This window comes from Paraburkholderia sp. BCC1876 (assembly GCF_902833695.1).
Lineage (GTDB): Bacteria > Pseudomonadota > Gammaproteobacteria > Burkholderiales > Burkholderiaceae > Paraburkholderia.
In genome coordinates, this window is the sequence record NZ_CADFGI010000018.1 from 1 (window position 1) to 26,855 (window position 26,855).

The following is a 26,855-nucleotide window of genomic DNA, read 5'->3' on the forward strand; positions in this document are numbered from 1 at the left end:
TGCCGCCAGCGTTCAATCTGAGCCAGGATCAAACTCTTCAGTTCAAACCTGTTACTGTTTTTCGGTTCCGTTAAGAACCGGTCGCTCACTCAACGTACTGACGAATTGTTCGATCGTCTTTCGACGGCCAAACCTTCCTTTCATTACTGTGTGAGACTTGATACTTTCGCTTTGCGGCAGATCCCGAAAGATCCACCTCGCGTCTCGCATCAAGCGCCCACACTTATCGGCTGTTAATTTTTAAAGATCATTTTGCTCAGAAGCTCTGCTTTCTTCGCGTCCGTCATCTAACGGGAGGCGAATTATGCAGACTGAGATTTCATTGGTCAACCCTATTCGCGAAATATTTTTTTCACGGCCTTTTCGCCGTCTCGCTCAAGTTCTTCAACGTGAGTCTCGCTTCCAGTCCGCCGCCCTCGCGATTGTGCAGAGAGAGCGTCGCGTCCATTGCGAGAGCGAGTTGTCTTGCGATGGCGAGACCAAGACCGGTTCCCCCCGTATTGCGATTACGCGATGCTTCGAGTCGGAAGAACGGTTCGAATACGGCCTCCAGCGACTCGGCGGGAATACCGGGGCCGCGGTCCGACACGGTGATCGTGGCCTGCCCATCGTGCAACGCCGCGACCTGGATCTCGGCGGCGCCGCTGAACTTCAATGCGTTGTCCACGAGATTACCGACAATGCGACGCAACGCCTGGGGCCGCGTCATGATCGGCGCGCCGAACGATCCCTGCAACGACACCGACTGTCCGGCGTCGACGTAGTCGCACACCAGACTGTCGAATAGCGCGTCGGGATCGATACGGCAGCGCACCTCCGTCGCGCCGTGCAACGTCCGCGCGTACGTCACGCCCTCTTTCACCAACGCTTCCATTTCCTGCAGATCCTGACGCAGTTTCGCGCCTTCAGGTTCGCCTTCCATCACGTCAACGCGCAATCGCATACGGGTGATCGGTGTTTGCAGGTCGTGCGAGATCGCCGCGAGAATCTGCATGCGTTCGGTCATGTACATCGCGATGCGGTCCTGCATGGCGTTGAACGCTCGCGCGGCGCGCGCCACTTCGGACGGCCCTTTCTCCGACAACCTCGCCGCCTTCAGATCGGGGCCGAGCGTATCGGCGGCGACGGCCAATTCATGCAGCGGACGTGTCGCCAATCGCACCGCCAGCCAGCAGCACGCAATCAGCACGATCAATTGCAGCAGCAAGCCGGATAACAGCCAACCGGACAGCGGCGCGCTCGACATGGGCCGCAGATCGATCGTCAACGGCGCGCCGTCCGAGAGCTTCAGATGAACCTGCAAGCGCTCGTCGTCGCCTGGCACCGCATTGACCGTCAGCGGATAGTTGGTCCCGATCCCATCGGAAATGGAGGCGGCAATTCGTGCCGACAAATTCGCATCGACCGGGCCGCCGCTCACGCCAGGCCCGAGAATAAATTCGTAGCTGCGCCGCGCGAGACGCGGCAACCATTGCGCGCGCTCATTGGCCGGCAAATGATCGAGCAACGCGACCGAACTCGTCACTTCCCGTTCGATATAACCAGTCATGATGTTCGTCATCGTCTGGTCGCGTTCGGTCATGGTGAGCCAGAACGACAACGCCTGCGCCGACGCCAGACCAATGAAAAGAATCACCGTCAGCCGCGCGAACAGCGAGCGCGGCCAATGCAGCCAGGCACTCGCGTTCATTGCTCGTCCTCGATCACGTTGACCGCCGCGGAAAACACATAACCCTCGCTGCGCAGCGTCTTGATGTAACGCGGCTCGCGAGCCACGTCGCGCAGGCGCTGACGCAAGCGGCTCACCATCAGATCGATCGAGCGGTCGAACTGATCGGCTTGCCGACCCTGGGTCAGATTGAGCAACTGATCGCGCGTCAACACGCGCTGCGGATGATCGAGAAACACACGCAGCAACCGGTATTCCGCGCCGCTCAACGCGACCATGGTGCCCTCCGCGTCGAGCAGATGGCGCGCGGTCGTATCGAGCCGCCAGTCGCCGAATCCCAGCATCTGCGAGGACTCCGAGACCTGCATGCCGGGCGGCAGCATGCGCGCGCGGCGCAGTATCGCGCGAATCCGCGCAAGCAGTTCGCGCACGGCAAACGGCTTGGGCAGATAGTCGTCCGCGCCCATTTCCAGACCGAGAATACGGTCGGCTTCTTCATTGCGAGCCGTCAGCATCAGCACGGGCACCGACCGGAACTTGCTGGCCCGCAGTTCGCGGCACAGCACCAGGCCATCTTCACCCGGCATCATCAGATCGAGCACGATCAGATCCGGCGCGCCGTGCTCCAGCGCGGCATGCATCTGCCGTCCGTTGGCCGCGAGCGAGACGCGCATGCCATTCTTCTCGAGGTAGCCGGCAATCAGTTCGCGAATGCCGCGATCGTCGTCGACGATCAGTACATGGTCGGTCGTGTCCATCAACGCATCATCTCTTTTGACGTTTCACCTGCACCCGGCTCGAATTGAGCAACGAACACTGCACCGGGTGCGCTAATTCCGCGGCCAGGCCGCCTGCCACGAAGGCGATGATCGACAGCAGCCGCCTCATGCGTCCTCCACCACGGACAGGCTGGCGCCGTTGGCAACACCGGCTTCCAGCGTATACGGGTCGATCCCGTCAAGGCAACCGATATTGGCGCGCCACAGCAGCGGGTCTTTACGCGTCTGATGAAACGGGTAGATACCGCAATGGCGGCAGAAATAGTGCTTCGCCACCCGCTTGTTGAACTGGTACAGCGTGAGGTCCTCTTCGCCCTGAAGAATCGTCAATTCATTCGCGGGGAACAGCGGCGTCATCAGCGCGCCCTTGCGGCGGCACAGGCTGCAATTGCAGCGCCCGGCGGGTTCGATCGGGGCACGAATTTCGAATTTGACGGCCCCGCAATGGCAGGACCCTTTCAATACATTGGCGCTCATACAGCTCTCCGTGATCAGGCAATGACTGCTTTATAGCGCGGCTTGCCGGGTGATTTGTGTCGCAATGTATCTGCCCTGTCGCCAGACACAAAACATTGCACCGGGACACACCCGCCGACACAAGCCAGATACCCGCGAGCGTTCCAATAAAGCCATGCGATCAACGGCACGACGGCCATGAGTTCTTCTCCGCTACGCCGTTCGATCCGCAAGCAGGTCTGCCGGATGGCGCCTGCATTCGCCACTTACTACTCGCCCCGAAAGGACTACAACATGCTGAATCTCAATCGACTGAAAACGCTGGCCATGACCGCCGCATTCGCCGCCACCGCGGTCATTGGTACGGCCGCCATCGCGGAGCCGCTCAAGACGGGCCCTCGCGCGCCGGAGTTCACCGGCATCAGCACATGGCTGAACAGCGATCCGCTCACGATCCAGAAACTGCGCGGCAAGGTCGTGCTGGTCGATTTCTGGACCTATACCTGCATCAACTGCATCAACACGCTGCCGTATGTGAAAAGCTGGAATCAGAAGTACAAGGATCAGGGACTCACGGTAATCGGCGTCCACACCCCCGAGTACCCGTTCGAGCGCGATACGGATAACGTCAAGACCGCCATCAAGCGTTTCGGCATTACCTATCCGGTCGCGCAGGACAACCAGTATGCAACGTGGAGCGCTTACAACAACCAGTACTGGCCCGCGTTCTATCTGATCGACAGGAAAGGCCAGCTGGTCTACACGCACTTCGGCGAAGGCGACTACGCCAAGACCGAAGCGGCCATTCAGGCACTGCTTGCGCAGAAAGAGTAACGCGCAAATGGTCGAACGGGCCGCAGCGATAAACCTATCGCTGCGGCCCGTTTTTTATGAGCGACTCGTCCGAGTCGCTCACCGTATTAAAGATGGGCAACGTCGATCACCGCATCGGCGAACGCTTTCGGCGCTTCCTGCGGCAGGTTATGGCCGATACCGCCGCCAATGTTGCGATGCGCGTACTTGCCGGTGAACTTCTTCGCGTACGCAGCCGGATCGGGATGCGGCGCGCCGTTGGCGTCGCCTTCCATGGTGATGGTCGGCACGGCAATAGTCGGCGCCGTGGCGAGACGCTTCTCCAGCTCGTCGTATTGCGGCTCGCCCTTGACCAGCCCCAAACGCCAGCGATAGTTGTGGATCACCACCGCGACATGGTCCGGATTGTTGAACGACTCGGCCGAACGCTCGAACGTCGCGTCGTCGAAATTCCATTTCGGCGAGGCCGTATGCCAGATCAGCTTGTTGAAGTCGTGGCGGTTCGCTTCGTAACCCGCATAGCCGCGTTCCGTGGCGAAATAGAACTGATACCACCAGGCCAGTTCCGCTTTCGGCGGCAACGGCGTGCGATTCGCTTCCTGGCTGCCGATCAGATAGCCGCTCACCGACACCATCGCCTTGCATCGCTCCGGCCACAGTGCCGCAATGATGTTCACCGTGCGCGCGCCCCAGTCGAAGCCGCCGAAAATCGCCTTGTCGATCTTCAGCGCATCCATCAGCGCGATGATGTCCACAGCGACCACCGCCTGCTGCCCGTTGCGCGGCGTATCCGCGGACAGAAACCGCGTGGTGCCGTAGCCGCGCAGATACGGCACGATGACGCGATAGCCGGCCGCCGCGAGCAACGGCGTGACTTCAGCGAAACTGTAGATGTCGTAAGGCCAGCCGTGCAGAAGAATCACCACCGGACCATGACGCGGACCGGCTTCCGCGTAACCCATGCTAAGCGTGCCGATGTCGACCTGCTTCAGGTTGTCGAACGACACGAGGCGGGACCCCGCCGGCGTGTCGTTGGACTGCGCGTTGGCGATTCCGCTCAGGCCCAGTTCCAGCAGGCTGAGCCCCGCAATCGTCGTGCCGAGCAAACGACGGCGCCGGGTATTGATCTGATCCGACATGGCTAATTCCCCTAATGTAGTTGCGCTTTGAAAAGCCCATTCGTTGTTGAAGAAACGAACTGGCCTTGAAACCCTTGAAACCATTAGACGCCGCGGACGTATCCCGCTTATGTCGGGAAAGAGCCCTGGTGAATCCTTATGTACCGTACGACGCTACGGATACAGTGCGATACAAACCCACGACAACGCCGCGCGGTTTTTCAGTCCGGCACGCTTTCGCGACTGAACGCCTCCATCTCGCGGATCAGGCTTTGCGCGGCCAGTTCGACCAGCGCGCCGCCCCGCTCCTGCGAAGCTTGACCCGGATCGGAGCCCATCCGTCCATCGGCAAAGCGCGCGCGAAAATCGAGCGCTTCGCGGATCGGCCCCGACGGCGCGATCTGCGGACTGTAGGCCGCGTGCCTGATCGACTCGGGCAGCGCCCATTGCGTAATCGCGATCTCGGACGGCGTGGCATGCGCGCCGTGCCCGGTCGGAAATTGCTCGCGCGCCAGTTCGCCGACGCCTTCGAGGTCCCACCAGTTGCACAGCTTCAGCGCGAAGCCCGCGCGACGCCGCGCGAAGCTGGCCTCGGCATACAGTTCGGAGAATGCGGCTTCGATCGACGCGATGTTGCCGCCATGACCGTTCAGAAACAGGATCTTCTCGAAGCCGTGCAGCGCGAGCGATCGGGTCCAGTCGCCAATGGCGGCAATGAAGGTCGACGGTCGCAGCGAAATGGTGCCCGCGAACGCGAGGTGATGCTGCGCCATGCCGATGTTGAAGGTCGGCGCGATCAGCAGGTCGGCGCGTTTCTCGGCTTCGTACGCGATGATTTGCGGGCACAACCAGTCGGTGCCCAGCAGGCCCGTGGGACCGTGTTGTTCGTTCGAACCGATCGGCACGACGATCGAGCGGCTGCGTGTCAGGTATTGGCCGACTTCGGCCCAGGTCGACAGATGTAAAAGCATTTGAGGTTCTCCGCTTCGCCGTTTCCGGGTGGAATACGGCATGTTGAGTTGCTTGGGGATGCGGGTTTATCGGCGCGGTTTGTACCTGCGCATCGCATCACGTCGACGGCGGCCGCTTAACGGCCAACAACCCATACAACAACCCTGCACCGCACAACGCCAGCGCCGCCACGATCAACAGACCGAGATGCAGATTGCCGGTCGCCGTCCTGGCCCAGCCGAGAATGGCCGGCCCCCAGAATCCACCGGACAGGCCGATCGTATTGATCAGCGCAATGCCGCCCGCGGCCGCATCGCCTTTGATGTGTTCGGACGGAACCGCCCAGAACACGGTATAGGCCATCCAGAGCGAGGCCGTGGCAAGTGTCAGCAGCGCGAGCGTGACGAACAGATGGCCGTCGCTGAGCACCACCGCACACAACAACAACGCCGCGAGCAGCGCCGGCACCGAACTGTGGTAGCGCCGTTCGCCGCGTGCGTCCGAGCGACGGCCGATATAGACCATGCCGAACGCAGCGCCGATATAAGGAATCGCCGCGTACCAGCCGAGTCGGATCGTGTCGTCCACCCCTTGCGATTTGACGATGGTGGGCAGCCAGAAGCTCATCGCATAGATCGACGCGATGATGCAGAAATAGGCACAAGCGAGCAGATAGATCTTCGGGTTGCGCGCTACGTCCCTGAACGAATGACGGCCCTCCGGGACCGGACCCAGTTCGGCCGCGAGCAGACGCTTCTCGTCGTCGCTTAGCCACCTGGCGTCGGCGGGCCGATCCGACAGCACGAACAGCGTCAGCACGCCCATCACGATGCAGGGCAAGCCTTCGGCGAGGAACATCCACTGCCAGCCGGCCAGACCGGCGGTGCCGGCGAGGCGCGTCATCAGCCAGGCCGACAACGGCCCACCGACAATCCCGCCGATCGGCCCGGCAAGAAACACAATCGCGATCGCCCGCGCCATACGCGTGGGACCGTACCAGCGCGACAGATAGAAGATCATGCCCGGCGCGAAACCGGCTTCGAAGATGCCGAGCAGAAAGCGCATGCCGTAGAACATCGGCACGTTGCGAACGAACAGCATGCAGGCCGACGTAATGCCCCACAGCACGAGGATGCGGAAAAACGTTTTGCGCGCGCCGATCTTCGGCAGCATCAGGTTGCTCGGCAACTCGAACAGCACGTAGCCAAGAAAGAAAATGCCGGCGCCGACACCGTAGGCGGCGTCGGAAAAACCGAGGTCGCTTTGCATCTGCAACTTCGCGAAGCCGACGTTGACGCGATCCAGATAAGCGAACAGATAGCAGACCAGCAGAAACGGCAGCAGCCGCCAGTTGAGCCGGTCATAGAGGGCGGACACTTCGTCGCCTGCGAGTGCGGTCTGAGTTGCGGCCATTCCAGTCTCCATTTCAACGTTGTATCCGGCTCATCGTGTAAAGCCAGTTTGGCAACGCCAAATGCAACTAGCAACAGCAACTAAGTTCACGTATCGTTGCCCACAGAGCAACACTAGCCTCGGCCCAAACGGAAGCGAAACGCCCGACCATGCGCGAAATCAATCAGCAACGCCTGCGGTATTTCCACGAAGTGCTGACGCACGGAACGATTCGCGGCGCGGCGGACAGCCTGAACACGTCGCCGTCCGTGATTACGCGGCAAATCAGGCTGCTGGAGGACGAACTCGGCACGACGCTGTTCGAGCGTCAGGCGCGCGGCGTCAAGCCCACCGAGGCGGCGGCGCATCTGCTCGAGTTCTGGCGCGGCTACCGGTCGCAACAGGAAAAGCTCGAAGACCGGCTTCATGCGTTGAAGGGCCTGCAACAGGGGAATGTGCAACTGGCGATCAGCGAGGGCTATATCGACATGCTGGTCGACGAAGTGCTCACGCCGTTCTGTGCGCGCTACCCGAAGCTGGAGATCGGCGTGCAGATGCTGCCCGTCGACGACCTGCTGAACGAAGTGGCGGAAAGCCGCGCGCATATCGGCCTCGCCTACAATCCGCCGCCCGATCCGCGTGTCGAGTATCGGGCCAGTTCGGCGCAGCCCGTGGTGCTGCTGGTGCGGCCCACACACCCGCTGGCGGTACGAGGTGGCGCGGCCAGCATTCACGAGGTGCTGGCCTATCCGCTGGCCTTGATGCCGGCCACCTTCGGCATCGGTCATGCGGCGAAGATGCTGGAGTTCGCCGAGAACATTGAAATACGCGCCACCCTCACCACGAATTCGCTGACCGGGCTCAAGCGGATCGTCGCGTCCGATAATTTTGTAACCCTGGTCGGCGAGTTCGCCGCGTATCGCGAGATCGCGGCTGGCGAGCTGACGATCGTGCCGATCGACCATCCCCTATTTCGCGGCGCCAAGGCGCGCGTGCTCGTCAAATCCGGCCGGCCGCTGGTCGCCGCCGCGCACGAACTGCTCGAGTGGATCTTGCGCCGCATGAGCATGTTCGCGCAGCAAGACGACGCCAAACGCGCTTAGGCACGCCGACGCCGACCCAGTCCCAGGCTTGCCCCTTTGTATCGCAACGTATCTACTGGGTAGATCGATACACGCGCTTGCAGAAACCGTGCTTCACGGAAACAGGCGGGATACATCGGCGCGTTCCAATACGCCCACGCGGAGCGCACTCCGCGTGGCAGGTTGTCTCCACTCGTCCAGCGTTCGGCAACAGCAGCGCCTTCAGCGACGAGACTCCTTCCGACAACCTGCCTTTCCTCCCATCGGAAATCGTATGCCCAACACCACCCTTCCCGAATCGCCGTCACGCCGCCGCTTTGTCGGCGTCGCGGCGGCGGCCGTTGCCGCGGGCTCGCTGAGTCAGCTCGCTTTTGCCGACGGCAATCAGTCCATTACCGACATCGCGACGCCGCCGGGAGGCGACAAAACCGCGCTTCGTCCGCTTCGTATTCACGTGCCGGAATCGCAGCTCAGCGACCTGCGGCGACGCATCAAAGCGACGCGTTGGCCGGACCGTGAGATCGTCAACGACGACTCGCAAGGCGTGCCGCTCGCCACGATTCAGACGCTCGCGCAACATTGGGCGACCGATTACGACTGGCGCAAATGCGAGGCGAAACTGAACGCGCTGCCGAATTTCGTCACCGAAATCGACGGGCTCGACATTCATTTCATCCACGTCCGGTCGAAACACGAAAACGCGATGCCGCTGATCGTCACGCATGGCTGGCCTGGCTCGGTGATCGAACAGCTCAAGATCATCGATCCGCTGACCAATCCGACCGCGCATGGCGCGAGCGCATCGGACGCGTTTCATCTGGTCATTCCGTCGCTGCCGGGCTACGGCTTTTCCGGCAAGCCCACCACGATCGGCTGGGGTCCGGAGCGCACCGCGCGCGCGTGGGTCTTACTGATGAAGCGCCTCGGCTACGCGAAATTCGCGGCGCAAGGCGGCGACCTCGGCGGGATCGTGGCGAACGTCATGGCGAAACAGGCGCCGCCGGAATTGATGGGCATTCACGTCAACTTCCCTGCGACGATTCCACCGGACATCGCCAAGGCGCTTCAGGTCAACGATCCGCCGCCCGCCAGTCTTTCCGCCGACGAAAGGCTCGCCTACGACCAGTTAAGCGCCTTATCCAGGCGACGCGCCTACGCATTGGAGCAGGGCACGCGTCCGCAAACGCTCTACGGTCTGGCCGACTCGCCCATTGCATTGGCAAGCTGGCTGCTCGATCACCCGGACGGTAATGGGCAACCTGCGGCGGCACTCACGTCGGCCGTACTCGGGCGCACGATCAACGGACACGCCTCAAGCGACGTGACACTGAACGACGTGCTCGACGACATCACGCTGTACTGGCTGACGAATACGGGCGTTTCCGCGGCACGCTTCTATTGGGAGTCGCACTTCAACTTTTACGCCGCCGCCGACGTCTCCATTCCCGCCGCCGTGAGTGCCTTTCCCGGCGAGAACTATCAGGCGCCGAAGAGCTGGTCGGAGCGGGCGTATCACAACCTGATCTATTACAACCGCCCCGAGAAAGGCGGCCATTTCGCCGCATGGGAACAGCCGCAAATCTTCGCTGAAGAAGTGCGGGCGGGCTTAAGACCGCTGCGTACGTAACGGTTTTGACATGGCGCGGAGAGTCGCTTTTCGCGCCATGTCCTCGTGCTGTTCCGATTCACCGCCTCATGAGTTTGTATCGCACTGTATCCCGCGAAAACACAGACACACACCGATTCAAAACACCCCTCGACCAGACACAAGCCAGATACCTCCAGACGTTCCAATACACCCATGCCGAACACAGATGCATCGCCGGACACCACAGACCCGGCAAGCACTGCAAGTTGCCGGCAGGCCCTATTCAACGCTCGAGGTATTCATCATGAAATCGTTCGCTCAAGTCGCTCAAGCCGCTCTCGTCGCCGTCGCGCTCGCCGCTCCGCTCGCTTCGTTCGCCCAGTCGAATCAACCCGTCACCCGTGCTCAGGTTCGCGCGGAACTGGTGCAACTGGAACAGGCCGGCTACAACCCGTCGCGCAGTTCGGACACGACCTATCCCGCCGACATCCTCGCCGCCGAGGCACGCGTCGCCGCACAGAATGGCGGGAACACGGGCGTGGGCGGTACGCACAGCAGCTCGTCGGAATCCGGCGCGCGGGTCACTTCGCACGCGCAAGCTTTCGACGGTTTGAAGCCGGTGTATTTCGGCCAGTAAGTCATACGGCGGCCGTGGACGCGCCGCGCGCGGACCGGCCGCTGAGCCCGCATTGCCAACTCAACTGGAGCAAACCCTCATGACCCGCATCGAAAATGTGCTGTACACCGCGAAGACCCACACGACCGGCGGACGCGACGGCGCCGCGCGCAGTTCAGACAACCGGCTCGACATCAAACTCTCGTCCCCGGGTTCCTCGGGCGCGGGCACGAACCCGGAGCAACTGTTCGCGGCCGGCTGGTCGGCCTGCTTTATCGGCGCGATGGGCCTCGCCGCCCGCGCGTTGAAAGTGACGCTGCCCGCCGACACCCAGGTCGATGCCGAAGTGGACCTCGGCACCACCGAAGGCGCGTATTTCATCCAGGCGCGCCTGAACGTGAGCCTGCCCGGCCTCGCTCCCGACGTGGCTCAGGCCGTGGTCGACCAGGCGCACCAAACCTGCCCGTATTCCAAGGCCACGCGCGGCAATGTGGACGTCACGATCACGCTCGTCTAGATCACCTCCGAGCGCGCGCCGGCCGTCGCCTCCCACTGCGCCCTGACCGCGTCGATCAGCACCCTGACCTTGCGCGACGGAAACTTCGTCGCGGGAAAAATCGCCTGAATGCTTGCCGGGGCCGTCGTCCAGCCGTCGAGCAAGCGCACCAGGCGACCCGCAGCGACGTCGTGCGCGATCGAGAAATCGGTGAGCAGCGCGACGCCGCCGCCCGCCAGCGTCGCCGCCCGGCACGCCGTGGCGGTATTGGTCAGAAACGCGGTTGGGTAACGCAGGCTGTCCTTGCGTCCATCGCGATGTTCCAGCGCCACCGACAAAGGCCGCGGCAACGTGGCCACCGCGACATACGGCATGCCGGCGAGCGTCGCCAGTTCCGTGTGCTCGCCGTCGGCGCCCGCCACCGCCGGACTCGCCACCATCCACTTGACGAACTCGCCGATCTTCACCGCGCGGTAGTTCGAATCGGCGAGCCGCCCTAACCGGATCGCCACGTCGATCCCCTCGCCCACCAGATCGACGTATTGATCGACGCATTGCAGGTCGACCTCCAGCTCGGGATGCGCGCGCCGCATCTCCACCAGCGCCGGCGCCACGAACAGCGAGCCGTAGTCGATCGGCGCATTCACACGCAGCATGCCGCGCAACGGCCCGACCTCGCCCGCGATCGCCGATAAACCCTCTTCTGCCGCGCGCAGCACCAGACAACTGGCGTCGTAAAAGGTCCGGCCCGCTTCGGTCACGTTGAGCCGCCGCGTGGTCCGCACCAGCAGGCTGGCGCCCACCTCCACCTCCAGCCGCTGCATGTGCTTGCTGACCATGGTTTTCGCGAGGCCGAGCCGCTCGCCCGCGCCGGTCAGCGAGCCGGCTTCCACCACGGCCACGAACACCGCCAGCCGGTTGAGATTCACATCGCGTACGTCAGCCATGACCGATTGTCCATTATCAGGGGATTATGTTTCGCCAATTATCCCCCTTTCGGAACCGATCGGCACTGACTACTCTTCAGGTCAAGCATCGATACAGCATTTTTTCGACGCCAGCCCATCTCAACTTTTTCGGATCCCCATCATGCCTACCACGCAACCCGCCGCCCCCATCCGCCTTCACACGACGCTGCTGTCGGGTCACGGTCATCGCGTCAGGCAACTTCTCACGATGCTGGGTCTGCCGTTCGAGATCGTCCCGATCGACATGAAAGCCGGCGACAACCGCCGTCCCGAATTTCTCGCGATCAGCCCGTTCGGCCAGGTGCCGGTAATCGAAGACGGCGACGTCGTGCTGTTCGATTCGACCGCGATCCTGGTGTATCTGGCGAAGCGCTATGGCGACGCCTCGTGGCTGCCGACCGATCCGCTGGGCGCGGCCGCCGTGCAACGCTGGTTGTCGCTCGCCTCCGGTCAGATCGCTTACGGCCCGTGCCGTGCGCGACTCGTGACGGTGTTCGGCGCGCCCTACGATCACGAGACCGCCAAGTCGATCGCGGTGAATCTGTTCAACGTGATCGAAACGGAATTCGCCCACAAGCGCTTCGCGGCCGGCGACGAACCGACCATCGCCGATATCGCCGCGCACGCGTATATCGCGCATGCGCCGGAAGGCGGCGTGTCGCTCGAGCCGTATCCGAATCTGCGTGCCTGGCTGCGACGTGTCGAGGCCCTGCCGGGATTCGTCGCGATGCCGGCGAGCAAGGCCGGCTTGCTGGCCGACGCTTGATGCGCTGAACCCAGCCGTCTATTCCCACGTTATTCGCCGCGACGCGCAGAGGCTCTCTCATGTCCGATGTCTACATTCCCCTCGCCGATCTCTCCACGCCGGGTTCGCCGTTTCACGCCGGCGAACTGGCGGTGCAGACGCGCGCCGGCGTCGTCGACTTTGCGAACTCGGTCGGCCGTCGCAGCATTCGCACCGAGATGCCGGAGCAGCATCAACAGTTCTTCGCGGAGCGGCCGTTCATGGTGCTGGGCGGCATCGACGCTTCCGGTCAGCCGTGGGCAACCCTGCGCGTCGGCGCGCCGGGCTTCGTGTCAGCGCTGGACGCGCGCACGCTACGCATTGCCGGCAGCGCGCTGCCCGGCGATCCGCTGGCGGGCACGTGGCAAGTCGGCGCAATGATCGGTGGGCTTGGCGTGCAACCGGAAACGCGCCGCCGCAATCGCGTGAACGGCGTAATCACGTCGCTCGATGAAAACGCGGTCACGCTGAGGGTCAGCCAGAGTTTCGGCAACTGCCCGAAGTACATTCAGAGCCGCACGCCAAGCTTTATTGCGCGCGACGCGGCCGAACCGCTGCTGCCGCCAACCCGCTCGACCGAGTTAAGCGACGCCGATCGCGTGCTGCTGCAAAACGCGGATACGTTTTTCATTGCAAGCGCCAACGGCGCCGACGACGCCGGTTCGGCGCGCGGCGTGGACGTGTCGCATCGCGGCGGCATGCCGGGCTTTGTGCATATCGACGCAGCCGGCACGCTGACCGTGCCCGACTTTAGCGGCAACCGTTTTTTCAACACGCTCGGCAACCTGGTGCACGATCCGCGCGCCGGTTTGCTGTTCGTCGATTTCGCGAGCGGCGATCTGGTCTATATCGCGGTCGATGCGGAAATCATCTGGGAAGGCGCGGAAGTCGCGAGCGTTGCCGGTGCGGAACGGCTGATGCGCTTTCATGTGCGCGAAGTGCGGCGCACGCCGGGTGTGTTGCCGTTTCGCTGGTCGCCGGTCGAGTACGCGTCGCAATTCGCGTCGATGCGCAGCGAACCTGCGGCGGTAAAAGTCGAGAATCCCGCGAACGTATGGCACACGTTCAACGTGGTCGACGTGCAGGAAGAAACGCCGGGAATTCGCTCGTTCTATCTGCAGGCAGCGGACGGCCGTACGCTGCCCGCGTTCGAACCGGGTCAGTATTTGCCGATCCGGATTCCCGTTGCAGGCAGCGATCAGCCGCTGGTGCGCACCTACACGTTGTCCGCTGCGAGCGACGGTTTGCGTTACCGGATTTCGGTCAAGCGCGAGGGGGTCGCGTCGACGTGGCTGCATGAACACGCCAAGGTCGGCACGCGCGTTCAGGCACGCACGCCGCGCGGCGCTTTTACCTTCGACGCCGCGAGTACGCGGCCCGCGGTATTGCTGTCGGCGGGTATCGGCATTACGCCAATGACGGCGATTCTGCACAGCCTGATCGCGGCACGGTCGACCCGGCCGGTGTACTTCATTCACGGCGCTCGTACTTCGCAGGACCGGCCTTTCGCGAACGTGTTGCAGCAGATCGCGTCGGCGCATCCGCATGTCGCGGTGCATCTTCTGAACAGCTCGGGCGATTCGTCGGTTGTCGCGCTAGATGGAACACGCGCCGGCCGTGTCGAAATCGACATGGTGAAACGGCTGCTGCCGTTCGACGACTACGACTTCTATCTGTGTGGCCCCGCTGCTTTCATGAGCGACCTGTACAACGGCTTGCGGGCGTTGAATGTACCGGACGAACGTATCCGTTTCGAGGCGTTCGGACCGGCCAGCGTAAAGCGCACGCCGACGATTTCCGCCGCCTCGGCGCCCACTGCTTCGACCATTCCGGCGCACACCGCCGAAGTGATCTTCGCGCGCTCGCAACGCACGGTGCAGTGGTCCGCGCAAAGCGGCACGTTGCTGGAGTTGGCCGAAGCCAACGGCATACCGGTCGAATCGAGTTGCCGGATCGGCGAATGCGGCACCTGTTCGACACGCCTGCAAAAAGGCCGCGTTGCGTATCAGGGCGAGGTCGCGGCGGATATCGAAGCAGGTTGCGCGTTGTTGTGCGTCGGCAGGCCGGATGCGGCGGAATCCGGCCCGGTGGTGCTCGATCTTTAAAGCACTGACGGCGTCATGGACCTCGACCTCGACGAGCGACGCATGCAAGCGGGTCTGGGAACATTAAAACTACGCCGTGCCGGTTGCGATGCTGGCCAGCGTTTTGCCCCGCCGCCACGATGTCGCCCAGGCGGCAGTGCAGCGCGCTCAGCGTGCCGGCAGCCGGCGCGTAGATGCGATTCTCCATCTTCATCGCTTCCACGATCGCGATCACATCGTCCTGCTCGACCCGGGCGCCGATCTCGATGGGCAGCGCAACCACGGCGCCCGGCATGCGCGTGACGACATCGCCGCCGTTTGCCTTGTCGAGCTCGCCCGCCACATCCTGGCGAGTCAGCAATTGAACCCGGGTGCCCGCCACGTTCAATTCCAGAACATCGCCGAACCTGGCGGCGGCCCAAACCCGCTCGCCGATGCGGCCTTTCCATAAGCCGCCGGTTTGCGTTCCGCTTACCGCGAAACGCTGCTGCGCCACCTCGACTTCCGCGCCATCGTGGTCATGCCGGAGCAAGCCGGCTTGCAAGGCCTGGCCCTGGCACTGATAGGTCAGCCTGCCCAACGGCGCGTCAGGATCCAGCGCGATCCGGTCCAGCGGACCGATACTGCCGGCCCATGGCGAACGCGCTTCGTGGCCGGCGGCCGCGATCGCGTCGGCGCTGTCCACGAAAGCCGCGCATGCGACAGCCGGCTCGATCGCGGACAGCGGCGCGGCACGACCGATGAATTCATCCACCCGATGCGTATCGATCTGCCCTGCCTGTACGCGCGGGTCGCGCAGCACGCGTTGGGCAAACCCAAGGTTGCTCGTCAAGCCGAGCAGGGTCGTCTCCGCGATGGCGGCCAGCAGCCGCCGCAAACTCTCCGGCCGATTCGCGCCATACGCGATCAACTTGGCGACCATCGGGTCGTAAAACGACGGCACCGGTCCCTGCCGGTCAAAAGCCGCATCCACGCGGCAACTATCCGGCCATTGCACCCGCAACGCTTCGCCGGGCATCGGGCAGAAACCCTGATCCGGATCTTCCGCGTAGACCCGGCATTCGATCGCGTGGCCGGCAAAGCGGATCGCGTCCTGCTGCAACAGCAACGCTTCGCCCGCCGCTATCCGCAATTGCCACTCGACCAGGTCGAGGCCGGTAATCGCCTCGGTCACGGGATGTTCGACCTGAAGGCGGGTATTGACCTCCAGAAAATAAAACTGATCGTCCGGCGCAAGAATGAATTCGAAGGTGCCGGCGTTGACGTAGCCGATGGCTTGCGCGCCACGCACTGCCGCGGCCAGCAACCTGGCGCGCACGTCCGCCGGCAGATTGCTGGCGGGCGCTTCTTCGACGATTTTCTGGTGACGTCGTTGCAACGAGCACTCGCGCTCGAACAGATGCACCACGTTGCCATGGCTATCGCCGACTATCTGCACCTCCAGATGCCTCGGCGTGGCGATATAGCGCTCCACCAGCAGACGGCCGTCGCCGAAATTCGCTTTGCCGATACGGATCGCCGCATCGATCGCCGCGGCCAGCTCGCGGCCCTCCGTGACCACCTGCATGCCTTTGCCGCCGCCGCCCGCCACCGGCTTGAGAATGACGGGGTAACCGATCTCCTCGCAGGTTTCGCGAATCAGACCGTGCGATTCGGTCGCCTCGCTCGAACCGGGCACGACCGGCACACCGGCGCCGGCCAGCATTTTTTTGGCCGTTGCCTTGTTGCCCATACTGTCGATCGTCCGCGCGTCCGGCCCGATAAAGACCAGGCCGGCCTGCTCGACCGCCGCCGCGAACGCCGCGTTTTCCGACAGAAAGCCGTAACCGGGATGAATCGCTTCGCAGCCGGTGCGAAGCGCCGCGGCAATGATCGCTTCGGCGTTCAGATAGCTGCTGCTCGCGGGCGCCTCGCCGATCGGCTCGCGCTCGACCGCGCCCTCGAGATGGGCCGCGTTGCGATCCGCCGCCGAATAGACCGACACGTATTCCACCTCCAGGCGCCGGCAGGTTCGGGCGATGCGGCGGGCTATTTCACCGCGGTTCGCAATCAATATTCGTTTGAACATGGGTTACATCCTGAAGACGCCGAAGCGGGTTTCCTGGAAGGGTGCTGCCGCGGCGAGGGCCAGACTCAAGGTGAGCCACTCGCGGGTCCGGGCAGGGTCGACAATGGCGTCCACCCACATTCGCGCGGCGACGTAGAGCGCTTCCCCTGGCGCTCATAGGACTCGCGAATCGGGCGCTTGAATGCCTCTTCCTCTTCCGGCGTAAACGAAGTGCCCTGTTTCGCCGCCTGTTCCGCGCGGATCAAGGCCAATACGGTGGCAGCCTGTTCGCCGCCCACGACCGAGGTCTTGGCGTTGGGCCACATCGCCATCAATTGCGGGCCGATCGAGCGGCCGCACATCGCGGACATTTCGGCGATATTGCGAAAGATCTTTCCGAAGTGATGTTCGTCCGGAAAGATCTCTTCCTGCAACGGCAGATAGACACCGCCGGAATCGACCAGGTACAGGCACGGCAAGCCCTGCTCCCGCGCGATCTGCTGGGTGCGCAAATGCTTGCGCAGAGTCAGCGGATAGTAAGTGCTGCCCTTCACCGAAGCATCGTTGGCAAAAATCGCCACCGCGTGTCCCTCGACGATCCCGATGCCCGTGACAATGCCGGCGCACGGCACCGCGTGATCGTAGACATCATGGGCCGCCAGTTGGCCGATCTCCATGAACGGCGTGCCGGGGTCGAGCAGCAACGAAATGCGTTGCCGCGACGCCAGCTTGCCCCGGGCTCGCTGACGCGCCTGGGCCTCCTTACCGCCGCCGAGTACAGCCGCTTCGCGCACGGCGTCGATCTGCTCGCGCAATGCGCCAAAGGCCGCCATGTTCCTGATAAACGCTTCTCCCGACGACGGGATGCGTGATTCGATACGTGACATGATCGGTATTCCTGTTTTTGACGGACCGGCCGTCATCCGGCCGGCACCGGCGCATCAAAGCGATCGGGTTCTTACTTTCAACTTCACTTGAAGCAGGGTCAGCGCACCGAGCGCGAACACGGCTAGCGTCCACGTACCGTCGTGATGCAGTAGCACCGAGACCGTCGCGGCGACGCCCGCCAAGCCTTGCTGCAGGAAGCCGCATAGGGCCATTGCATGCGCGCCGTAGTCGTGGGCGTCGCTGACGGCGGTCGCCATGCTGTTGGGAAACAGCACCGCCTGGCCGAAAATCGTCAGGCAATACAGCGCGATGAAAATCCACAGGCCGGCAAAATGATTCAGCAGGCCACCCAGCCAGGACACCAGCATCAGCGTGGTCGCGAGCGCGATCAGCGTCGCGCCGGCATGCATCAGCCGCGCGCCGCCGAACCGGCTCACCAGGCGATTGACCAGCATCGCGCCACTGAAATAGGCGACGCCGATCAGCAGGCCGATGCTGCCGAAGCCCGTCACCGGCAGTCGAAAATGCTCCTGGAACACGAACGGACTCACTTCCTGCAAGGTCACGGTCGTGGCGAATCCCAGCCCGCCCGCGCAGGCCGGCCACAGGAACCCGGGGCGTCGCAGCACCGCCCAGTAGGTCGCGGCCATGGCCGAGGTGGCGGCTGTGCGGCGCCCCGTCTTCAACGGCAACGAATACGACATGCCGATCGCCAGCGCGGCGGTCACGGCCATCAGCACGAAACCCGCTTGCCAATGGCTGTACTGCCCGATCAGTCCGCCGATAAACTGGCCGCCGCCCAGCGCCGTGATGAAGGCGATCGACAACACGGAAAGCCGCCGCGCCAGTTCGTCGCCACGCCAGTTATCCCGCACGATGATGCGGGCGATGATCGCGGCGCCGCCGCCCGCAATGCCCTGACTGGCGCGCAACACCAGCAACGCCAGTGCGGAAGTACAGCTCGCGAGCAGCAGACTGCTGGTCACGAACAGCAGCAGCGAAATCAGCAAAGGCCCGCGTCTTCCCCAGCGCTCGGCGGCGGCACCCCAGAACAGGACCGGTAGCGCCGCGCCGATCACGTAGGCGGAGATCGACAACTCGACGGCACTCTGCGTCATCTTCAACTCGCGCATGACGATCGGCAAAGACGGCAGATAAACCGTCGTCGCCATTTGCGCCATGAAGACGATCAGGCACGCCAGCGCCATCGCGCGAAACGCCGAGGCGGCGTTTTCCAGCGGTGCGTCGGCGGCGACAGCAGGCTTGTCACTCATGACGTGTAGAAGCCTTGCTCCAGCAGGCTTTTCGCAAAGAAAATCGTATTGTCTTCGGAGCCGATGGAAATGAAACGGATCGGCAATCCGTCACCGCGGCTATCGGATTCGATCTGTTCGTCGAAATAGCGGACGTTGTCCTGCAAGCGGTTTTGCAGTTGCGGTAACGCGTCCGACCGATGAATCGCCGCGGATGCGATGATCGCCCCCAGACCCGCGGTATTGATACGTTGCGACCAGGTGATCGGGCCGCCGAAACGCGTGGCCAGGTTATGGCGCTGGTGGTTATGACGCGGCCCGAGAAAGATCGCGCCGCCCGACGCGCCGAAGCCCTTGTTCAACGACGTGACGATCAGGGTCCGGTCGTTGATCGCGCCCATCTCTTCGAGCACCAGTCCACGGCCATGCCGCCCCAGGGTCGAGAAACCATGCGCTTCGTCGAAGAACAGGAACAGGCCGTATTTGTCCTGCAATTGCAGCAATTCCCTGACCGGCGGCTGGCCGCCGGTGCTGTAGACGCCATCCGCGACGTAAGCCACGCGCGGCCGGGTCTTGCAAAGGTCCTCCAGCGCCTCGAGATCGTTGTGCCGGAGGGTGACGACTTCCGCTTCGTCGGCGCAAATCGGCTTCATCAGGTTCAGGCAGAAATGCGCGTTCTTGTCGAACACCATTAGCGGCGCGACCTCGTCGGTCAATGCGCCGGAGGCCAGCAAGGGCAAGCTCGCCGCCGCCGCCGCGGCGCACGAGGGCGTGGTCAGCACGTCGGCGTCGACCAACTCCGCCAGCGCTTCTTCCGCGCGTTGCAGAATATCGAACTGCACCCGGATTCTGGAAATGGACGTATTGAGAGAACCGGTTTCCAGCACGGCATCGGCCGCCGCCCGCAGAATAGCCGGATGCGAGTCTAATCCGAGGTACGAATACGACGACATGTTGAGAAACGATTTTCCCGTGGCAATCGCTTCATGCACGCCGTCGTTCAGATTGCGGGAGACGATATTGGCCAATCCAGCCTGGGTGGTGACGTCCCAGAAATTATTGCTGATCTGGATAGCCTTTTTTGTATTAGAGAATAAATGCATGGAATGTCCGGAGATGACCAGCCGGCGCCGACCCGCACTCCGAAGAGACGGATCACGCTATGCGATAGGGTTATTTATCAACCCCGGTGGCCGCAGGTTAAAAATCAGGCTGAATCGGATCTGGACGACCGATATTCAATGCAGCAAGCCTAACTTTCCCCCGGAAATAAACCTAAATAATTTTTCGATATAACGATAGCTGCCTTGATAAGGCGCTATGTTTTCATGCGGTTTTCAGGCGAAATCAACGCATTATCGCTATATCGAATAATTATTCTATTGATCCGTTTTCAGAAAAACCTAATACGCAAAACTATCAATCCGCATTTTTTAATCTGATTGAAAGGCCGCTGCCGAATAGGGCGCATACGCACCGTCCGCTCAAACGGCACACGTCGGCGACCGGCTTTATGTCTCATCATCCGTCAACAACCGTTCGAGCGGCGCGGCATGCTTCACGAACGGCGAGCGAATGACGATATAGCTGAAGTACTTCTCGATCCCAAGGTTCAGATCCAGCAGCTTCTCGACCACCTCCTGATAGTGGCCGATATTGCCCACCAGAAACTTCAGCAGGTAGTCGTAGCCGCCGCTGACCAGATGGCATTCGGTGATTTCGTCGATTTCATGCACGTTTGCTTCGAAGCGGATGAAATCTTCACGCCGATGGTCTTTCAGCATCACCTCGGTAAAGACGGTCACCGTGCTCGTCAATTTCGACAGGTTGATATGCGCGCCGTAGCCCGAGATCACGCCGGACGCCTCGAGCCGTTTGACACGCTGAAGGCACGGACTCGGCGAAAGCCCCACCGCATTCGCCAGATTCGCGTTCGTGATGTTGCCGTTCTTTTGCAGCTCCGCCAGGATCTTGATGTCGATCCTGTCCAGTTTTTGTCGAATGCTCATGTCGTGCTCTCGCGTCGGCTGATGCTGCTGGCTGCGTGATCCGTTCACCCTTTGCTGAGTTCTTCGTGGTGCGCCTTCACCAGTTGCGCCATGCTCGTCCACTTGAACTCGACCGCGGGTTCACCCACCGTGCGCACGGTCGCGCCAAAACCGCGCTGTTCGAAGCGGCGGTAGATCCAGCAGGATCGGAGACCGAGTTCGCTGCACGGTTGAAGATCGTGAAAGTGGCTGTCCGCGACATGCAGCACTTCGTCCCTGCGCACGCCGAGCGACGGCAGAAGATCGAGCATGTAGTCGAAATTGCGCCGCGCCGGCTTATAGGAACCCACGTCTTCGGCAGTGATCACCGCGTCGAAATCGACCTGCAATTTCGCGTTGCTATGCGCGAAGCTCTCATTGTCCACATTCGACAACACCACCAGCTTGAAGTACTTCTTCAGGTATTGCAGCGTGCTCGCGGAGTCGGGAAACGCGGGCCATTGTTTCACCGATTGCCCATAGGCCGCGGCTTCGTTTGCCGCTGCGTGGACACCCCATTCTTCCGCCAGTCGCCTGAACACGACGGCAAGCAGATCGCTATACGGCATCTCCGGCGTGTAGCGCTGCTGCTGCGATTCATGGCGCGCGTGCGCTTCGAGCACCTCGTCGCGCGTCAACGGCTTGCCGGCGCGTTCGACCAGCGGCGCAAGCGCGGCCGTGATACCGCGCTCCCAGTCGATCAGCGTGCCGTAACAATCGAAGGTCAGCGCCCTGAAATCCGTGAGTCGCATCGCAGCCTCCCCAAGAGTCGTCGCCATTACTTCTGCAGCACAGCGTCCTGATGCGCCTTGACCAGATCGGCCATGCTGTCGAAGCGGAAATCCACCTTCGGCTGCAAGCCCGGATTCATGGTGGCGCCGAACCCCTCCTGCCCGTGACGGCGATAAATCCAGCACGACGCGAGACCGAACCCGTTCGCGGGCTTGTGATCGTGGAACAGGCTTTCGGCCGTATGCAGAATCTTGTCTTTCGCGATGCCGCGCTCGCCGAGCTTCTCCAGCATGTAATCGAAATTGCGCGGCGACGGCTTGTACGAGCCCACGTCTTCGGCGGTGAAAATCGCGTCGAACTCGACCTGCAATTTCGCGTTGCTATGCGCAAAGCTCTCATTGTCCACATTCGACAGAATCACGAGCTTGTAGTACTTCTTCAGGTACTGCAATGCGGCGACCGAGTCGTCGAACGCCGGCCAGTTCTGCACCGACTGGCCGTACGCGACGCAATCGGCGAGCGTGAACGGCACTTGCCATTCCTCGGCGAGCCGCTTGTAGACGATCGGCAGCAGATCCCGATAGCGCCGGGCCGGCGTGTACTTCTGTTGCGACGATTCGTGCCGCGCGTGCGCTTCCAGTACCTGATCGCGTGTCAGCGATTGCTTCACACGTTCCAGAAGCGGCCGCAGCCCCTCGAAAATGCCGGTTTCCCAATCGATCAACGTTCCGTAACAGTCGAACGTCAGCGTATTGAAGTCGGTGAGATTCATGCCAGGTCCTTTTGTGGGTTCACAGAATGAACTCACAGTGTATTGACTCGTGGCAGCAGGGGTAGCCGAAGTGAAGGGCGCCAGCGGCAGCCGGTTTCGCGCGAGCGCAGCCGGACAGCAGATTCTGCTGTCCGGCGGGCTTATTTGAACGGCGCCTTTTCCGGCTCGGCCGCGTACTTGTCGCGGATCGCGTTCACGCAGGTGGTGAAGCGTGTGCGGAAACCGACGGGGTCGACGCTCGGCGGCCGAAGTCCGTCGGAGGTCACGGTCCAGCCGTCGGCGGTACGGGTGGCATCGAGATCGAAGGACTCGCCCGGCTCGTCTTCGAGAATCACCGTCTCCCGCACATCGCGACCTCCCGCGCGGATCATCGCCTGGCACGCCTGGCGCAACCGGCCGGTGGTATGCGTATTGCCGGCGCCCGGGGCCAGGTTCTCCGGCACGGCGCCGTACATTCGGATTGACTGGAATTGAGCCGGCGTGCCGGCGGTCACGAAGGCGATGTCGGTATCCGACATCCCGTCACTGCAGGCGGTGAGTCCGCCGGCAATCGCAGTCAGCATGAGGCAGGCGAACGCGCGCCGGGATCTCGGGAGGGTATGGCGTAGCATGGTCGGTCCAGGTACTCGCGGTATGTTGTTGTAAGTGTCTTGCGGTGGTGTCTTGCAGTGGCCGGAGCCCCGGAACAGCATCAACGAGAACATGTCGATCTCGCCCGGTCCAATGCGGCAGTAAGGATAGCCGATAGCGATGGCAACGATCTAGCTATCCCTATCAAACGAATGCGAAGCGGAGGCCGGGCGGTCGCGCTGCCGTCTGCGGCAAGCCTTGAGTACGGGAAATGAGGTGAGTGCGCCTCATCTGTCGTCAACATTTTTTCCTTTGCCGCCGCATGCTGTACCTGACATGATTCTTTCGATAAGCGCCGGATGATCTCGCATGCCGAACCCGGTTGCGGACCGGCAACGGAGATAAGCATGGATCTGGGTTTCATCGGTATCGGTGTCATGGGCCAGCCTATGGCGCTCAATCTGATCCGGGCGGGCACGCCGCTGACTGTCTGGAATCGGTCGCTCGACAGCGTCGAACCGTTGCGCGCATTGGGCGCAACGGTGGCGGCCAGCCCGGCCGACGTGTTCAGACGAACCTCGGTCGTCATTCTGATGCTCGCTCACGGCGACGCCATCGACTCGGTACTCGGCCGCGGCACACCTGAATTCGAGGCCAACGTCGCTCGGCACACGATCCTGCATATGGGCACGACCTCGCCCGAGTACTCGCGCGCGCTCGACGCCGACATTCGCGCTGCGGGCGGCTTCTATGTCGAAGCACCGGTTTCCGGTTCGAGAAAACCCGCCGAAGCGGGAGAACTCGTGGCCATGCTAGCCGGCGACGCCGACGTGATCGAAGCAGTCCGCGCGCTGCTCAAGCCCGTCTGCCGCGAGACTTTTGTGTGTGGACCGGTGCCGAATGCCTTGCTGATGAAGCTGGCGGTCAACATCTTTCTGATTACCTCGATGACCGGGCTCGTCGAGGCGGCTCACTTTGCCGACCATCATGGCCTGGACATGCAGCAATTCCGCGCGGTCGTCGATGCGGGGCAAATGGCTAGCAGTATCTCGCGCGTCAAGTCTCTCAAGCTGGTGGATCGCGACTTCACGGTTCAAGCGTCGATCACCGACGTTCTGAAGAACAATCGGCTCATTGCCGAAGCCGCGCGAGAAGCCAAAGTGGCGTCACCGCTACTGGACGCGTGCTATGCGTTATTCGGCGAAACCCATGCATTGGGGTACGACAAGGACGACATGATTGCAGTGGTCCGGGCGCTTGAAGCGCGTACCCGCTCGCTAAGCTGATCGTGCTGTTCGCTGGCGCGTGATAGGTGCCGGTGTGCGCGCGGTGTGACATTGCGTCGCTCTTTATCGAGCAGCTAGCGATATCGCGTCTTCTAAACGATCGTTGCCCCAGAACATTTCGTCACCGACAAAGAACGTAGGCGCGCCGAAAATACCGCGCCGCACCGCCTCGTCCGTTTGCGCGCGCATATCGCGCTTGTTTTGCTCAGACAGTGCGGTGGCGATGATCTCTTCTGCCGGCAAATCGAGCTCGCTCAGCGCCTGCGCGACGACGTCCGGATCGTCGATATGCCTGTCATCGACGAAGTTGATCTGCATCATCCGCTTGCAGAACGCCCCGATCCAATGCTGCTGCGCACCAACCAACGCGACGCGCAGCGGAAGCAGTGCCCGGCGCGGAAACTCGCTGGGCTGGGTCCAGGGCAGGTCGTATTTCTCGCACTGGCGAACCATATCGCGCCATACGTAAGCGCCCTTCTCTTTCTGCAACACGAACGGCGAGTTGTCCCAGCCAAACGACCTGAAGATCGCACCCAATAAGAACGGACGCCATTCGATTGCGACGTCGCTTTGCTGCGCCAACGCCTCGATGCGCATCATGCTCAGATAGCTGTAAGTGCTGCCGAAATCGAACCAGAACTGCAGTGAAGGGCGCGTCGTGAAATCGGGGCTTGTCATGGGTTCTCCGAAACCGGTCGTTTGGTAGCGAGGCATCGCGCCTCGCTATTTTTATTTCTGTCTGCAGCATGTGCCGGCCTGGCGATTCGAAGTCGGCGAGCCGGACTTTGTCCGCGAATTATAGTCTGGCTGCTTGAACGCCTCTTACGCCTCGGGCGCCTCACTTTTGAAGCCCCGCGATTGTTGAGCCTGGTGAAACGGTGCATTCATTTCCAGGTGCTTTATCGATTTAATACGTTCGTCCATATTACGCACACACCGATGCCTCTCTAACGACAGGCATCGACACCCTCCCCTTTGAGAGACACATCATGAAAACGACTGGCAACACGATTCTTATCACCGGCGGCGGTTCAGGCATTGGCCGCGGTCTCGCTGAAGCGTTCCACCGGCTCGGCAACCAGGTCATCATCGCGGGTCGGCGTCGCGCGAATCTCGACGAAACCATCGCTGCCAATCCGGGCATGCAGGCCATTGAGCTCGATATCGGCGATCCTCAGAGCATTGCTGCGGCGGCCCGTGAATTGATCGCCAGGTGGCCTTCGCTGAACGTGTTGATTAACAACGCCGGCGTGATGCATATCGACGATCTCAGCCAGCCGGTCGATGACGCGATGCTGGTGTCCACGCTGACCACCAACGTGATGGGTCCAATCCGGCTGACGGGCGCACTCGTCGAACATTTGAAACAGCGGGCGGATGCGACGATTATCAACGTGTCGTCGGTACTCGGTTTCGTACCGATGGCGATGGCCGGCGTGTACTCGTCGACGAAAGCCGCGATGCATTCGTATACGCAATCGTTGCGTTACAAACTGAAAGACACGTCGGTACGCGTGGTCGAAATCGCGCCGCCGTGGGTTCAAACCGACCTGCTGAATAGCAAGGACGAACCGCGCGCCATGCCGCTCGCGCCGTTCATCGAGCAAACCATGCACGAACTCGGCACGGATGCCGAGGAAGCGCTGGTCGAAGTCGCCCGGCCGCTGCGCAACAACGCCGGCCCGAACGAAGCGGCCTTCGTTACGCAGTTCAACGACATGTTCGCTGCCGGCTGACGCGCTTTTCATCAACTGGCTCGGCATGTCGAACTGATTGAATCGAGCTCACACGGCTCGGGCGAGCGGATGACATAATCCGCTCGTCCATCTTTTTCAATAGGGAATTGACGATGCCGAAACCTTCCCATAAAGACACGTTGATTACCGAGGGCATGCGTGTCATTCACGAATACGGCTTCAACGGCGCCAGTGTGCGCGATATCGTTCAGGCGGCAGGCGTACCGCATGGTTCGTTCACCAACCACTTCGCGTCGAAAGAAGCGTTCGGGCTCGAAGTGATCGAGTTGTATTTCGCGGCGGCCCAAAGCGACCTTCGCGACACGCTGTGCAATGACGGGATGAAGCCGCTCTTGCGGCTGCGCAAGTATCTGGACGTGCACATCAAACTCATCAGCCGCAACGACGCTCGCAACGGCTGCCTGCTCGGCAACTTCGCGCTCGACTCGAACGACAGCGAGCCGATCCGTGCGCGCATCAGCGAGATTTTCGCCGAGGTCGAGCGGTGTGTGGTGTACTGCCTGGATGCCGCGGTCGAAGCCGGTGAATTGCGATCTGCGATCAGCAATCAGCAGCTCGCCTCGTTCATCGTGGCGTCCATGCAGGGCGCGTTTCTGCTGGCCAAAGCGCAGCGCGATCCCGCACCGGTCGTCAATCTGAAGGACATCCTGTTTTCAACCGTGCTGCAACGAGCGAAATAGGCCTAGGCCCCGGCAACCTCGGTGTCGACGACATCCCAACGCGCAAC

At 62.0% G+C, this 26,855-nt stretch carries 25 protein-coding genes and 1 pseudogene; 10 read left to right on the forward strand and 16 right to left on the reverse strand.

Annotated features, from left to right (window positions below; all coding sequences use genetic code 11):
* Window positions 1-352 precede the first annotated feature (352 nt).
* From HWY05_RS36255 to HWY05_RS36265, 3 genes are all read right to left on the reverse strand, one after another.
* Window positions 353-1,690 carry an ATP-binding protein gene (locus HWY05_RS36255; protein ID WP_176061324.1) on the reverse strand — a complete coding sequence of 446 codons (1,338 nt, stop codon included), beginning with the start codon at window positions 1,688-1,690 and terminating at the stop codon, window positions 353-355.
* The gene (locus tag HWY05_RS36260) at window positions 1,687-2,427 is read right to left on the reverse strand and encodes a response regulator (RefSeq protein WP_176061325.1); all 741 of its coding nucleotides are present in this window, start codon (window positions 2,425-2,427) and stop codon (window positions 1,687-1,689) included. The genes HWY05_RS36255 and HWY05_RS36260 overlap by 4 nt, the downstream gene beginning before the upstream one ends.
* Before the next feature lie 126 nt (window positions 2,428-2,553).
* On the reverse strand, window positions 2,554-2,925 hold the full coding sequence (locus tag HWY05_RS36265) for a GFA family protein (RefSeq protein WP_176061326.1): 372 nt from the start codon (window positions 2,923-2,925) through the stop codon (window positions 2,554-2,556).
* Window positions 2,926-3,198: 273 nt separating this feature from the next.
* Here HWY05_RS36265 and HWY05_RS36270 point away from each other — a divergent pair, with 273 nt between their 5' ends.
* Window positions 3,199-3,738: a thioredoxin family protein gene (locus tag HWY05_RS36270; protein WP_176061374.1), complete on the forward strand. Its 540-nt coding sequence runs from the start codon at window positions 3,199-3,201 to the stop codon at window positions 3,736-3,738.
* A gap of 86 nt (window positions 3,739-3,824) precedes the next feature.
* Here the strand turns inward: HWY05_RS36270 and HWY05_RS36275 are convergent, their stop codons facing one another.
* From HWY05_RS36275 to HWY05_RS36285, 3 genes are all read right to left on the reverse strand, one after another.
* Entirely contained in the window at window positions 3,825-4,856 is a 1,032-nt protein-coding gene (locus tag HWY05_RS36275; protein ID WP_176061327.1) for an alpha/beta hydrolase, read from the reverse strand.
* A 200-nt stretch (window positions 4,857-5,056) separates the two neighbouring features.
* A complete protein-coding gene (locus HWY05_RS36280; protein ID WP_035561605.1) occupies window positions 5,057-5,806 on the reverse strand; it encodes a creatininase family protein in 750 nt (249 codons plus the stop codon).
* Window positions 5,807-5,903: 97 nt separating this feature from the next.
* Window positions 5,904-7,199 (reverse strand): MFS transporter, encoded by a 1,296-nt coding sequence (locus HWY05_RS36285; protein ID WP_176061328.1) that lies wholly within the window; start codon window positions 7,197-7,199, stop codon window positions 5,904-5,906.
* Window positions 7,200-7,348: 149 nt separating this feature from the next.
* Between HWY05_RS36285 and HWY05_RS36290 the strand changes: the two genes are divergently transcribed.
* From HWY05_RS36290 to HWY05_RS36305, 4 genes are all read left to right on the forward strand, one after another.
* On the forward strand, window positions 7,349-8,281 hold the full coding sequence (locus tag HWY05_RS36290) for a LysR family transcriptional regulator (RefSeq protein ID WP_176061329.1): 933 nt from the start codon (window positions 7,349-7,351) through the stop codon (window positions 8,279-8,281).
* Window positions 8,282-8,534: 253 nt separating this feature from the next.
* A complete protein-coding gene (locus tag HWY05_RS36295; protein WP_176061330.1) occupies window positions 8,535-9,887 on the forward strand; it encodes an epoxide hydrolase family protein in 1,353 nt (450 codons plus the stop codon).
* Between the two features lie 265 nt (window positions 9,888-10,152).
* Window positions 10,153-10,485 carry a DUF4148 domain-containing protein gene (locus HWY05_RS36300; RefSeq protein ID WP_035561593.1) on the forward strand — a complete coding sequence of 111 codons (333 nt, stop codon included), beginning with the start codon at window positions 10,153-10,155 and terminating at the stop codon, window positions 10,483-10,485.
* Between the two features lie 79 nt (window positions 10,486-10,564).
* Complete coding sequence (locus HWY05_RS36305) at window positions 10,565-10,981, forward strand: organic hydroperoxide resistance protein (RefSeq protein ID WP_176061331.1); 417 nt, start codon at window positions 10,565-10,567, stop codon at window positions 10,979-10,981.
* Here HWY05_RS36305 and HWY05_RS36310 read toward each other — a convergent pair.
* On the reverse strand, window positions 10,978-11,907 hold the full coding sequence (locus tag HWY05_RS36310; RefSeq protein WP_176061332.1) for a LysR family transcriptional regulator: 930 nt from the start codon (window positions 11,905-11,907) through the stop codon (window positions 10,978-10,980). The genes HWY05_RS36305 and HWY05_RS36310 overlap by 4 nt on opposite strands.
* A gap of 142 nt (window positions 11,908-12,049) precedes the next feature.
* Between HWY05_RS36310 and HWY05_RS36315 the strand changes: the two genes are divergently transcribed.
* Both HWY05_RS36315 and HWY05_RS36320 read left to right on the forward strand, forming a co-directional pair.
* Window positions 12,050-12,694 (forward strand): glutathione S-transferase family protein, encoded by a 645-nt coding sequence (locus tag HWY05_RS36315; RefSeq protein WP_176061333.1) that lies wholly within the window; start codon window positions 12,050-12,052, stop codon window positions 12,692-12,694.
* Window positions 12,695-12,753: 59 nt separating this feature from the next.
* Window positions 12,754-14,817, forward strand: coding sequence for a pyridoxamine 5'-phosphate oxidase family protein (locus HWY05_RS36320; RefSeq protein ID WP_176061334.1), 2,064 nt, complete (start codon window positions 12,754-12,756; stop codon window positions 14,815-14,817).
* A gap of 13 nt (window positions 14,818-14,830) precedes the next feature.
* Here the strand turns inward: HWY05_RS36320 and HWY05_RS36325 are convergent, their stop codons facing one another.
* The 8 genes and pseudogenes from HWY05_RS36325 to HWY05_RS36360 form a co-directional block, all read right to left on the reverse strand.
* Window positions 14,831-16,864 (reverse strand): biotin carboxylase N-terminal domain-containing protein, encoded by a 2,034-nt coding sequence (locus tag HWY05_RS36325; RefSeq protein WP_176061335.1) that lies wholly within the window; start codon window positions 16,862-16,864, stop codon window positions 14,831-14,833.
* Between the two features lie 3 nt (window positions 16,865-16,867).
* Window positions 16,868-17,730: pseudogene (locus HWY05_RS36330) on the reverse strand (carboxyl transferase domain-containing protein).
* A gap of 54 nt (window positions 17,731-17,784) precedes the next feature.
* Complete coding sequence (locus tag HWY05_RS36335; protein ID WP_244146794.1) at window positions 17,785-19,005, reverse strand: MFS transporter; 1,221 nt, start codon at window positions 19,003-19,005, stop codon at window positions 17,785-17,787.
* A complete protein-coding gene (locus tag HWY05_RS36340) occupies window positions 19,002-20,087 on the reverse strand; it encodes an aminotransferase class I/II-fold pyridoxal phosphate-dependent enzyme (RefSeq protein WP_176061336.1) in 1,086 nt (361 codons plus the stop codon). The genes HWY05_RS36335 and HWY05_RS36340 overlap by 4 nt, the downstream gene beginning before the upstream one ends.
* A gap of 408 nt (window positions 20,088-20,495) precedes the next feature.
* The gene (locus HWY05_RS36345) at window positions 20,496-20,993 is read right to left on the reverse strand and encodes an Lrp/AsnC family transcriptional regulator (RefSeq protein WP_176061337.1); all 498 of its coding nucleotides are present in this window, start codon (window positions 20,991-20,993) and stop codon (window positions 20,496-20,498) included.
* Window positions 20,994-21,037: 44 nt separating this feature from the next.
* Window positions 21,038-21,763, reverse strand: a complete 726-nt coding sequence (locus tag HWY05_RS36350; RefSeq protein ID WP_176061338.1) for a haloacid dehalogenase type II — start codon at window positions 21,761-21,763, stop codon at window positions 21,038-21,040.
* Window positions 21,764-21,789: 26 nt separating this feature from the next.
* The gene (locus HWY05_RS36355) at window positions 21,790-22,515 is read right to left on the reverse strand and encodes a haloacid dehalogenase type II (protein WP_176061339.1); all 726 of its coding nucleotides are present in this window, start codon (window positions 22,513-22,515) and stop codon (window positions 21,790-21,792) included.
* A gap of 140 nt (window positions 22,516-22,655) precedes the next feature.
* On the reverse strand, window positions 22,656-23,126 hold the full coding sequence (locus HWY05_RS36360) for a hypothetical protein (protein ID WP_176061340.1): 471 nt from the start codon (window positions 23,124-23,126) through the stop codon (window positions 22,656-22,658).
* 366 nt (window positions 23,127-23,492) lie between these two features.
* On the opposite strand from HWY05_RS36360, the gene HWY05_RS36365 reads away from it, so the two are divergent.
* A complete protein-coding gene (locus HWY05_RS36365; RefSeq protein WP_176061341.1) occupies window positions 23,493-24,371 on the forward strand; it encodes an NAD(P)-dependent oxidoreductase in 879 nt (292 codons plus the stop codon).
* Between the two features lie 63 nt (window positions 24,372-24,434).
* Here the strand turns inward: HWY05_RS36365 and HWY05_RS36370 are convergent, their stop codons facing one another.
* Window positions 24,435-25,049 (reverse strand): 2-hydroxychromene-2-carboxylate isomerase, encoded by a 615-nt coding sequence (locus tag HWY05_RS36370; RefSeq protein WP_176061342.1) that lies wholly within the window; start codon window positions 25,047-25,049, stop codon window positions 24,435-24,437.
* A gap of 311 nt (window positions 25,050-25,360) precedes the next feature.
* On the opposite strand from HWY05_RS36370, the gene HWY05_RS36375 reads away from it, so the two are divergent.
* Both HWY05_RS36375 and HWY05_RS36380 read left to right on the forward strand, forming a co-directional pair.
* Window positions 25,361-26,107, forward strand: coding sequence for an SDR family NAD(P)-dependent oxidoreductase (locus tag HWY05_RS36375; RefSeq protein WP_176061343.1), 747 nt, complete (start codon window positions 25,361-25,363; stop codon window positions 26,105-26,107).
* A 113-nt stretch (window positions 26,108-26,220) separates the two neighbouring features.
* Window positions 26,221-26,808: a TetR/AcrR family transcriptional regulator gene (locus HWY05_RS36380; RefSeq protein WP_176061344.1), complete on the forward strand. Its 588-nt coding sequence runs from the start codon at window positions 26,221-26,223 to the stop codon at window positions 26,806-26,808.
* Window positions 26,809-26,855: the final 47 nt, after the last annotated feature.

What these genes read in the sequence shown, in the direction of transcription:
- HWY05_RS36255 (WP_176061324.1), bottom strand. Translation starts at nt 1,690, where the DNA reads ATGAACGCGAGTGCCTGGCTGCATTGGCCGCGCTCGCTGTTCGCGCGG.
- HWY05_RS36260 (WP_176061325.1), bottom strand. Translation starts at nt 2,427, where the DNA reads ATGGACACGACCGACCATGTACTGATCGTCGACGACGATCGCGGCATT.
- HWY05_RS36265 (WP_176061326.1), bottom strand. Translation starts at nt 2,925, where the DNA reads ATGAGCGCCAATGTATTGAAAGGGTCCTGCCATTGCGGGGCCGTCAAA.
- HWY05_RS36270 (WP_176061374.1), top strand. Translation starts at nt 3,199, where the DNA reads ATGCTGAATCTCAATCGACTGAAAACGCTGGCCATGACCGCCGCATTC.
- HWY05_RS36275 (WP_176061327.1), bottom strand. Translation starts at nt 4,856, where the DNA reads ATGTCGGATCAGATCAATACCCGGCGCCGTCGTTTGCTCGGCACGACG.
- HWY05_RS36280 (WP_035561605.1), bottom strand. Translation starts at nt 5,806, where the DNA reads ATGCTTTTACATCTGTCGACCTGGGCCGAAGTCGGCCAATACCTGACA.
- HWY05_RS36285 (WP_176061328.1), bottom strand. Translation starts at nt 7,199, where the DNA reads ATGGCCGCAACTCAGACCGCACTCGCAGGCGACGAAGTGTCCGCCCTC.
- HWY05_RS36290 (WP_176061329.1), top strand. Translation starts at nt 7,349, where the DNA reads ATGCGCGAAATCAATCAGCAACGCCTGCGGTATTTCCACGAAGTGCTG.
- HWY05_RS36295 (WP_176061330.1), top strand. Translation starts at nt 8,535, where the DNA reads ATGCCCAACACCACCCTTCCCGAATCGCCGTCACGCCGCCGCTTTGTC.
- HWY05_RS36300 (WP_035561593.1), top strand. Translation starts at nt 10,153, where the DNA reads ATGAAATCGTTCGCTCAAGTCGCTCAAGCCGCTCTCGTCGCCGTCGCG.
- HWY05_RS36305 (WP_176061331.1), top strand. Translation starts at nt 10,565, where the DNA reads ATGACCCGCATCGAAAATGTGCTGTACACCGCGAAGACCCACACGACC.
- HWY05_RS36310 (WP_176061332.1), bottom strand. Translation starts at nt 11,907, where the DNA reads ATGGCTGACGTACGCGATGTGAATCTCAACCGGCTGGCGGTGTTCGTG.
- HWY05_RS36315 (WP_176061333.1), top strand. Translation starts at nt 12,050, where the DNA reads ATGCCTACCACGCAACCCGCCGCCCCCATCCGCCTTCACACGACGCTG.
- HWY05_RS36320 (WP_176061334.1), top strand. Translation starts at nt 12,754, where the DNA reads ATGTCCGATGTCTACATTCCCCTCGCCGATCTCTCCACGCCGGGTTCG.
- HWY05_RS36325 (WP_176061335.1), bottom strand. Translation starts at nt 16,864, where the DNA reads ATGTTCAAACGAATATTGATTGCGAACCGCGGTGAAATAGCCCGCCGC.
- HWY05_RS36335 (WP_244146794.1), bottom strand. Translation starts at nt 19,005, where the DNA reads ATGAGTGACAAGCCTGCTGTCGCCGCCGACGCACCGCTGGAAAACGCC.
- HWY05_RS36340 (WP_176061336.1), bottom strand. Translation starts at nt 20,087, where the DNA reads ATGCATTTATTCTCTAATACAAAAAAGGCTATCCAGATCAGCAATAAT.
- HWY05_RS36345 (WP_176061337.1), bottom strand. Translation starts at nt 20,993, where the DNA reads ATGAGCATTCGACAAAAACTGGACAGGATCGACATCAAGATCCTGGCG.
- HWY05_RS36350 (WP_176061338.1), bottom strand. Translation starts at nt 21,763, where the DNA reads ATGCGACTCACGGATTTCAGGGCGCTGACCTTCGATTGTTACGGCACG.
- HWY05_RS36355 (WP_176061339.1), bottom strand. Translation starts at nt 22,515, where the DNA reads ATGAATCTCACCGACTTCAATACGCTGACGTTCGACTGTTACGGAACG.
- HWY05_RS36360 (WP_176061340.1), bottom strand. Translation starts at nt 23,126, where the DNA reads ATGCTACGCCATACCCTCCCGAGATCCCGGCGCGCGTTCGCCTGCCTC.
- HWY05_RS36365 (WP_176061341.1), top strand. Translation starts at nt 23,493, where the DNA reads ATGGATCTGGGTTTCATCGGTATCGGTGTCATGGGCCAGCCTATGGCG.
- HWY05_RS36370 (WP_176061342.1), bottom strand. Translation starts at nt 25,049, where the DNA reads ATGACAAGCCCCGATTTCACGACGCGCCCTTCACTGCAGTTCTGGTTC.
- HWY05_RS36375 (WP_176061343.1), top strand. Translation starts at nt 25,361, where the DNA reads ATGAAAACGACTGGCAACACGATTCTTATCACCGGCGGCGGTTCAGGC.
- HWY05_RS36380 (WP_176061344.1), top strand. Translation starts at nt 26,221, where the DNA reads ATGCCGAAACCTTCCCATAAAGACACGTTGATTACCGAGGGCATGCGT.